Source organism: Streptomyces anatolicus, from assembly GCF_019400875.1.
Taxonomy (GTDB): domain Bacteria; phylum Actinomycetota; class Actinomycetes; order Streptomycetales; family Streptomycetaceae; genus Streptomyces; species Streptomyces anatolicus.
The window spans coordinates 1-7,128 of sequence record NZ_WMBF01000324.1; the positions used below are offsets into that span (position 1 = coordinate 1).

Consider the following 7,128-nt stretch of genomic DNA (forward strand, 5'->3'; position numbering starts at 1 on the left):
CTCCCCGCGTCGCGGAGTAAGGGCGGGCCCAAGTCCAGGGAAGCCTGCGGGAGAAGCCTTAGTCCTGCTCCCCCAGGAGCGGCCGCAGCTGCTTCGGGAGCAGCTCCTCGCAGGACTGCTTCGACGTGCTGGTGAGCGCGTCGTCCACACACGTGTAGTAGTCCCGGTACACCAGCTGCGCCGTGAACGTCCCCGCCACCATGAGCAGCGCCAGCGCCCCCGTGACCAGGCCACTGATCGCGGCCGTCGTCTGCGGGCGCGTCGTCGAAGGGGCCTGCGCCGCCCCGCCCGGAGCGGCGGCGGCAGGTGCCGGGGCCGTCGCGTCCGGCGTACGCGGCTTGGCGCGCAGGGACTGGATGGCCCAGTTCAGCGCGAGCGCACCGAGCAGCAGTGCCACGTACCGCCAGCCGAAGAGCGCGAAGAAGAACGCCCACATGCCCGAGAGCAGGGCATAGCGCGCGCGGCGCTGGGCCGGGTCCGTCGGGTCCCAGCGCAGGCCACCGCCGCCGGGACCGGAGGGGCCTTCCTTGCCGGGCCCGCCCTGCTGGCCAGACCGCTCGCCGAAGCCGCCCGGGGAGCGCCCGGGCTGCCGGTCGCTCCACTGGCTGCCCCAGGGCGAGCCCGAGGAGCCGTCACCCGAGCCGTCGGGCGAGGACGAGGAACCGTCCGAGGGGCGGCGCGGCTGCCACGGCCGGTCCGGCGTCCCCTCCGGCGGCGGCGCGAAGGGGTTGTCGTCGTCCTTGCCCGTCCCCCGGGAGCCCGGGCCCCGGGACTCCGGTCCCTGGGAGTCGGGATCCTGCGGTGGGGACGAAGGGCGGCTACGGTCCGGCATCAGGTGTGCGTCTTCCCCTAGGTAGGTGTTCGGCGCCTTTCCCCCAGACGCTACCTTCCGCCCGCGCCCCCGTCCCGCGAGGGGCGGTTCCGTGTGCCGGTATCGTTGCTGGCGGTCGGCCGCTTTGGAGAGTTCCCCGTATCGCGGGGCTCGAAGCCTTCGTACGACCGTACAAAGACGCACCTCCCGAGAAAGGGCCCCGCTGTGGCCGAGAGCGCTGTGGACGCGCGCCCCAAGCGACTCGTCGTGCTGGTCTCCGGGTCGGGCACGAACCTTCAGGCCCTGCTCGACACCGTCCACGCCGAAGGCGCACACGTGTACGGCGCCGAGGTCGTCGCCGTCGGCGCCGACCGTGACGGCATCGCGGGCCTGGAGCGCGCCGAGCGCGCCGGGATCCCGACCTTTGTCTGCCGGGTGAGGGACCACGCGACCCGCGACGAGTGGGACGCCGCCCTCACGGCGGCGACCGCCGCGCACGAACCCGACCTGGTCGTCTCCGCCGGGTTCATGAAGATCGTGGGGAAGGAGTTCCTCGCGCGCTTCGGCGGGCGGTTCGTGAACACCCACCCCGCGCTGCTGCCCAGTTTCCCGGGGGCCCACGGCGCGCGCGACGCGCTCGCGTACGGCGTGAAGGTCACCGGCTGCACCGTCCACTTCGTCGACGACGGCGTCGACACCGGCCCGATCATTGCCCAGGGCGTGGTCGAGGTCCGGGACGAGGACGACGAGAGCGCTCTGCACGAGCGCATCAAGGAAGTCGAGCGCACGCTGCTCGTCGATGTCGTGGGGCGTCTGGCCCGGCACGGCTACCGCATTGAGGGACGAAAGGTTCTTATCCCGTGACCGCCGAAGCTACGAACGCGAACGCGAACACCGCGCAGCGCCCCATCAAGCGCGCGCTCGTCAGCGTCTACGACAAGACCGGCCTGGAAGAGCTCGCGCGCGGCCTGCACGAGGCGGGCGTCGAGCTGGTCTCCACCGGCTCGACCGCCGCGCGGATCGCCGCCGCCGGGGTGCCCGTCACCAAGGTCGAGGAGCTGACCGGCTTCCCCGAGTGCCTGGACGGCCGGGTCAAGACCCTGCACCCCAAGGTCCACGCGGGCATCCTGGCCGACCTGCGCCTGGCGGACCACCGCAACCAGCTCGCCGAGCTGGGCGTCGAGCCCTTCCAGCTCGTCGTCGTGAACCTCTACCCCTTCAAGGAGACCGTGGCCTCCGGCGCCACTCCCGACGAGTGCGTGGAGCAGATCGACATCGGCGGCCCCTCGATGGTCCGCGCCGCCGCCAAGAACCACCCCTCCGTCGCGGTCGTCACCGACCCGCAGCGGTACGCCGACGTGCTCGCGGCGGTCGAGGCGGGCGGCTTTGACCTCGCCGCGCGCAAGCGGCTCGCGGGAGAAGCGTTCCAGCACACGGCGGCTTACGACGTCGCGGTCGCCGGCTGGTTCGCCGACGGGTACGCCGCCGCGGACGACTCGGGCCACCCCGGGTTCCTCGGCGCGACGTACGAGCGCAAGAACGTCCTGCGCTACGGCGAGAACCCGCACCAGGGCGCCGCGCTCTACGTCGACGGCACGGGCGGTCTCGCCGAGGCCGAGCAGCTGCACGGCAAGGAGATGTCGTACAACAACTACACGGACACGGACGCCGCGCGCCGTGCCGCGTACGACCACGACGAGCCCTGCGTCGCGATCATCAAGCACGCCAACCCGTGCGGCATCGCGATCGGCGCGACCGTCGCCGAGGCGCACCGCAAGGCGCACGCCTGCGACCCGCTCTCCGCGTTCGGCGGCGTCATCGCCGTCAACCGTCCGGTGAGCAAGGAGCTGGCGGAGCAGGTCGCCGACATCTTCACCGAGGTCATCGTCGCGCCGGAGTACGAGGACGGCGCCCTCGAAGTCCTCACCCAGAAGAAGAACATCCGCGTGCTGCGCGCCCACCGGGCGCCGTCGAGCGCGGTCGAGGTCAAGCAGATCGACGGCGGCGCGCTGCTCCAGGTCACCGACCGGCTCCAGGCCGACGGCGACAACCCCGCCAACTGGACGCTCGCCACGGGCGACGCCCTGAACGAGGGTGAACTGGACGAGCTGGCGTTCGCCTGGAAGGCGTGCCGCGCGGTCAAGTCCAACGCGATCCTGCTCGCCAAGGACGGCGCCTCGGTCGGCGTCGGCATGGGCCAGGTCAACCGCGTGGACTCCGCGAAGCTCGCCGTCGAGCGGGCGGGCGAGGAGCGGGCGCGCGGTTCGTACGCCGCCTCCGACGCGTTCTTCCCCTTCCCCGACGGTCTGGAGATCCTGACCGCGGCGGGCGTCAAGGCCGTGGTGCAGCCGGGCGGTTCGGTCCGCGACGAGCTGGTCGTGGAGGCCGCGAAGAAGGCGGGCGTCACGATGTACTTCACGGGGACGCGGCACTTCTTCCACTGAGCCGCACCCGAAGCGCATACGACGGTGGCCGCGTCCTTCCTCCGGGAAGGGCGCGGCCACCGTCAGTGCCCCGTGCGGGGCCAAGTCGCTCAGTAGCGCGGGCGGTTGAACCACGCGGTGCCGCTGGGGACGACCGGGGCCATCGTGATGACGACGGCGAAGACGACCCAGATGAGCGGGCCGATGATCGCGCTCGCGAGGCCCGAGTCGAGGCCGACGAAGAGGCCGATGAGGCCGACGATCCCGCCGAGCGCGCCATAGATCACGGTGGTGATCCGCACGCCCTGGCCGCCGCGGCTGAACTTCACGCCGAGCGTGATCGACAGCGCCGCGAACCCGGCCGCGATCAGCGCACCGATCACGGCGATGCCGGTCAGCGCGTCACCGCCGTCACTCACCCCGCCGAGGCCGAAGTCGTCGGCGTTGTCGGAGACGTCGTTCGCGATCGCGGCGACGTAGAGGTAGATGATGGCGAACAGGATCTGCACGGCCGAGATCAGGAAGAGGAAGACGCGCGCGGTGACCAGGAGGCCCGGCATCGACTGCGGCATCATGTTGCCGCCCGGGTAGCCGGGGTACGCCGGCTGCTGCGGGTAGCCGTAGCCCTGCTGCGGCGGGACGCCGGGCGGGCCCTGCTGCGGGTAGCCGTAACCGGGAGCGGGCGGGGGCTGCTGGGGCGGCTGCCCGTAAGGGTTGTTCGGGTCGCCGTAACTCATGGCGGTCTTCCTCCGTCGGGTAGTGCGGGGACGACGCGGCACATCACGGAGGAATGTTCTACAGATGCGGTCCGTCCCCCCGACACTGCCCGCGGCACTGTGCCGCTTATCGTTCTTTAGGCCCGGCTTATTTGTCCAGCCGCATTCGGTATGTGTTGTGCAAGTGCAACCTCGCTGATCAGCGGGCGGGACCGGCGGGACGCCCTGATTGGTACCGGGCGGGTCTCATCCGGGAAGATGGGGGCATGACCGCCCAGATTCTCGATGGCAAGGCCACCGCAGCCGCGATCAAGTCCGAACTGACCGCCCGCGTGGCGGCCCTGAAGGAGAAGGGCGTCACGCCCGGACTCGGTACCGTCCTGGTCGGCGACGACCCGGGCAGCCAGAAGTACGTCGCGGGCAAGCACCGCGACTGCGCGCAGGTCGGCATCGCCTCCATCCAGCGCGAACTGCCCGCCACCGCCTCCCAGGAGGAGATCGAGGCGGTCGTACGCGAACTGAACGAGGACCCCGCCTGCACCGGCTACATCGTCCAGCTCCCGCTGCCCAAGGGCATCGACGAGAACCGCGTCCTGGAGCTGATGGACCCGGACAAGGACGCCGACGGACTGCACCCGATGAACCTCGGCCGTCTCGTCCTGAACGAGCCGGCCCCGCTGCCCTGCACCCCCTACGGCATCATCCGGCTGCTGCGGCAGCACGACGTGGAGATCAAGGGCGCCGAGGTCGTGGTCGTGGGCCGCGGCGTGACCATCGGCCGGCCGATGCCGCTCCTGCTCACCCGCAAGTCCGAGAACGCCACCGTCACGCAGTGCCACACCGGCACCCGTGACCTGGCCGCGCACCTGAAGCGGGCCGACATCATCGTGGCCGCCGCAGGCGTCCCGCACCTCATCAAGCCCGAGGACGTGAAGCCGGGCGCCGCCGTCCTGGACGTCGGTGTCTCGCGCGACGAGAGCGGCAAGATCGTCGGTGACGTCCACCCCGGCGTCGCCGAGGTCGCCGGGTGGATCTCCCCGAACCCGGGCGGCGTCGGCCCGATGACCCGCGCCCAGCTCCTGGTCAACGTCGTCGAGGCCGCCGAGCGCATCGCCGCCGCGAGCTGACCCGGGGAAGGGGCGAGCGCATGAACGCAGAACCTGAGCCGGAGACCAGACCGGCGCCGGAGGCCGAGCGCGCTCCGGAGGCCGAGCCCGCGCCGGAGGAGACCGTGCACGCCACGGGCGCGGTCAGCGCGCCCGGCCCGGACGGGCAGCCGCGGAAGGTCTCGCGCCGCTTCCCGCTCTTCACCCGGGACACGGCACGGCCCGAGGGCGGCGGCCGCGCGGCTTCCGGCGACGCGCCCGCGCCCGCCCGGCAGTGGCCGCTGCTGAGCGTCGCCTCCGTGGTCGGGCTCGGTCTGCTGCTCACCGCGCTCGACGTGTTCCGCGTCGGCACGATGCTGGTGGGCGTCGCGCTCATCGGCGGCGCCGTGCTGCGGTGGGCGCTGCCCGACGTGGGCATGCTGGCGGTGCGCTCGCGCTTCACGGACATGGTCACGTACGGCGCGCTGGGCGTCGCCATCGTGCTCCTCGCGATGATGGCGCAGCCCCACCCGTGGCTGGAGATCCCGTTCCTGGACGACACGCTGCACTTCACGATCGACAGCTAGGGCCTGTCCGGCGGATCAGGTCGCGTTCGGGTGGCGGACACCTCTTGGTGCCGCAGATCGGGGTGGCACCCCCCGCGTCCCGCGGCATGATCCGCCGGACAGGCCTAGCCGCAGCTGGACGACGGTGACCCGTCCTCCCCCGAGGGGACGGGCCACCGCCGGTCAACGACGCTACGCGCGCCCCCCGCCGGGCGTCGTCCCCCGCTCGGCGGAGATCCCGCTGCTCCCGTCGGCGTATCCGCGCGGTTCCTACAACTTCCGCGGTACCGCGGGAGGTTGACGTTCCGCCGCCCGCACGCGGGTTACGCTGCGGCGATGCGGATGCGCCCCCTCGTCGTCGACGCGCTCATCGCGGCCGCCCTGACCACCGTGGCGGTACTGCTCGGCCAGGAGTCCGTGCGGCAGGGCTGGCCGGAACTCGACGCCACCGGTTACGCGTTGGTGGCGCTGGCCAATCTCCCCGCCGTGCTGCGCGGCAAGGCACCGCTCGCCGTACTCCTCTTCGTCCACAGCGTGTGGACGGTCTATGTCGTGGCCGGGTACTGGCCCGTCCTGAACACCTTCGCCCCCATGCTCGCCCTCTACACGGTCGCCTCGCTGCGCCCCGCCCGCGTCTCCCTGCCCTGCGCGGCTCTGATGGGCGCCACGTGGATCTACGCGGGCCTGGTGACGGACGGCTCGAACATGGCCGCCGTCGTCGCCCAGGCCATCGGCTTCCCGGTGGTGATCTGGCGCTTCGGGTACGCCGCCCGCCAGACGGCCGAACTGGCCAGGCAGCTCAAGCGGGAGCAGGACGAGCGGGCCCGGCGCGAGGTCGCCGAGGAGCGCGGCAGGATCGCCCGCGAGCTGCACGACGTGGTCGCCCACCACATGTCGGTGATATCCGTGCAGGCGGGCCTCGCCACGTTCGTCTTCGGCTCGGACCCCGCCACGGCGCGCGCCGCGCTCGGCACCATCTCCGGCACCAGCGGCGAGGCCCTGGAAGAGCTGCGCCGCATGCTGCGGGTGCTGCGCGCGGAGGAGTCCGGGAACGGCGACGACGGCGGGACCGGCGGGGACGGTCCCGCGGCGCCCATGCCGGGCCTGGCCCGCCTGGGCGAGATGGTGGAGCGGGTGCGGGCGGGCGGCGTCCCCGTCGAGCTGCGCGTCACGGGGACCCCGCGCCCGCTGGCCCCCGGTGTCGAACTGTGCGCGTACCGCGTGGTGCAGGAGGCCCTGACCAACGTACTGAAACACGCCCACGGCGCCTCATCGGCCGTCGAACTCGTCTACCGGGAAAGGCATATCGAGGTTTCGGTCAGCAACGACGGGCAGGGGGTGATTCAGGACAGAGTGCGCACCGGAAGTGGACACGGCTTGATTGGGATGCGGGAGCGGGCCAAGCTCTACGGCGGGACGATCAGCATCGGCCCGCTGAGCGAAGGGGGATTCGCCGTGCGTCTCACCCTGCCGACCTCGGCGCGGGCCGAGGCTCGGGGGGACGACGGGGCGGGGTGACCGCTCGGG

Annotated in this window: 7 protein-coding genes; 5 read left to right on the forward strand and 2 right to left on the reverse strand. The window is 72.2% G+C overall.

What is annotated here, in order from left to right:
- Window positions 1-58: 58 nt before the first annotated feature.
- Complete coding sequence (locus tag GKQ77_RS23660) at window positions 59-832, reverse strand: hypothetical protein (protein WP_219690948.1); 774 nt, start codon at window positions 830-832, stop codon at window positions 59-61.
- A 204-nt stretch (window positions 833-1,036) separates the two neighbouring features.
- Between GKQ77_RS23660 and purN the strand changes: the two genes are divergently transcribed.
- Window positions 1,037-1,675: a phosphoribosylglycinamide formyltransferase gene (purN, locus tag GKQ77_RS23665; RefSeq protein WP_372459969.1), complete on the forward strand. Its 639-nt coding sequence runs from the start codon at window positions 1,037-1,039 to the stop codon at window positions 1,673-1,675.
- Entirely contained in the window at window positions 1,672-3,255 is a 1,584-nt protein-coding gene (gene purH, locus GKQ77_RS23670) for a bifunctional phosphoribosylaminoimidazolecarboxamide formyltransferase/IMP cyclohydrolase (protein ID WP_219690949.1), read from the forward strand. Before purN ends, purH begins: the two co-directional genes overlap by 4 nt.
- An 89-nt stretch (window positions 3,256-3,344) precedes the next feature.
- Here the strand turns inward: purH and GKQ77_RS23675 are convergent, their stop codons facing one another.
- The gene (locus GKQ77_RS23675) at window positions 3,345-3,971 is read right to left on the reverse strand and encodes a hypothetical protein (protein WP_219690950.1); all 627 of its coding nucleotides are present in this window, start codon (window positions 3,969-3,971) and stop codon (window positions 3,345-3,347) included.
- Between the two features lie 245 nt (window positions 3,972-4,216).
- On the opposite strand from GKQ77_RS23675, the gene GKQ77_RS23680 reads away from it, so the two are divergent.
- The 3 genes from GKQ77_RS23680 (at window position 4,217) to GKQ77_RS23690 (ending at window position 7,119) form a co-directional block, all read left to right on the forward strand.
- Window positions 4,217-5,077: a bifunctional methylenetetrahydrofolate dehydrogenase/methenyltetrahydrofolate cyclohydrolase gene (locus tag GKQ77_RS23680; RefSeq protein ID WP_219690951.1), complete on the forward strand. Its 861-nt coding sequence runs from the start codon at window positions 4,217-4,219 to the stop codon at window positions 5,075-5,077.
- 20 nt (window positions 5,078-5,097) lie between these two features.
- Window positions 5,098-5,622 (forward strand): DUF3017 domain-containing protein, encoded by a 525-nt coding sequence (locus GKQ77_RS23685; RefSeq protein WP_219690952.1) that lies wholly within the window; start codon window positions 5,098-5,100, stop codon window positions 5,620-5,622.
- 315 nt (window positions 5,623-5,937) lie between these two features.
- A complete protein-coding gene (locus tag GKQ77_RS23690) occupies window positions 5,938-7,119 on the forward strand; it encodes a sensor histidine kinase (RefSeq protein WP_219690953.1) in 1,182 nt (393 codons plus the stop codon).
- Window positions 7,120-7,128 lie beyond the last annotated feature (9 nt).